This window comes from Spirulina sp. 06S082 (assembly GCF_034932145.1).
GTDB lineage: Bacteria > Cyanobacteriota > Cyanobacteriia > Cyanobacteriales > Spirulinaceae > CCY15215.
In genome coordinates, this window is sequence record NZ_JAYGHV010000111.1 from 1 (window position 1) to 1,200 (window position 1,200).

At 48.7% G+C, this 1,200-nt stretch carries 1 protein-coding gene; it reads right to left on the minus strand.

Annotation, left to right across the window (positions count from 1 at the left end; genetic code table 11):
* On the minus strand, nt 1-1,200 hold a 1,200-nt coding region (gene secD, locus VB714_RS07350), incomplete at both ends, for a protein translocase subunit SecD (RefSeq protein WP_323222631.1).

The following is a 1,200-nucleotide window of genomic DNA, read 5'->3' on the forward strand; positions in this document are numbered from 1 at the left end:
TGAGAGTGCGGCTGCAAGTGAGTGCAGTAAACATACTCACTCCTACCCCGATCGCCAAAGTTAAAGCAAAGCCTTTCACCAATCCCGATCCCAACCAAAATAAAGCAAAACAAGCAATCAGGGTCGTGACGTTACCATCTAAAATGCTAGAAAAAGCGCGGAAAAAGCCCGACTCGACAGAACGATAAAGGGTTTTTCCGGCTCGCAATTCTTCTCGCGTCCGTTCAAAAATGAGGACATTTGCATCAACCGCCATGCCAATACTGAGGATAAATCCCGCAATTCCCGGTAAAGTCAGAGTGACACCGATAAGGGCATAACAGGCGAGGGTCAGCAGGGCATAAATTAACAGGGAAACATCGGCGATCGCCCCCGGTAAGCGATAGTAAACCACCATGAAGATCAAAACCAATAGCAAACCCGAAATAGCAGCAACAATACTGCGGTTAACACTATCTCGCCCCAAAGTTGCCCCGATGGTGCGATTTTCCACCAATTCTACCGGAAATGGGAGTGCGCCTCCTCGGAGTTGAATGGCCAGTTCTAGGGCTTCTTGGGAGTCCAAAGACCCAGAAATGCTGGCGCGTCCTCCCGTAATTCCGCTTGTGGCATATTGCGCGTCTACCACCGGAGAACTAATCAATTTACCATCTAAGAAAATACCGATAGTGCGTCCAGTTCCAGCGATCGCCTTCGTCAATTCGGCAAATTTTTCTCCTCCTTCGGGATCGAAATAAAGGCTCACTTCCCATTGATTGCTCGGATTTGTCCCTGCAATGGCATTAGTGAGAGATTTTCCCGTCAAACCCGTGGGTTCAAAGAGGTCAATAATAACTGCATTGGCTTTTTCTACCGCTTCTTTTGCGGTGGCGATCGCCTCGGTATCGGGATTTTCTGCTGCTTGGAGGTTTTCCAATTCGATTTGAGCAATGCCTTGTAATTGGCGTTCAATGGGGAATTGTCCTTCAGTGCCTTGTTTTTGGCGCAGAAATTCTAACTGTGCGGTTTCCCCCAAAACTCGTTCGGCTTGTTGGGGATCGCTGACTCCTGGGAGTTGCACGACAATTTTATCGGGACTCACGGTTTGTACCACAGGTTCAGCCACACCTAAGCCATTGACGCGGTTTTCGATCACCCGTTTGGCATCGGAGAGATTTTCTGGGGAAATTTTCGGGACTTCTTCCGTGGGTTGAACTTGTA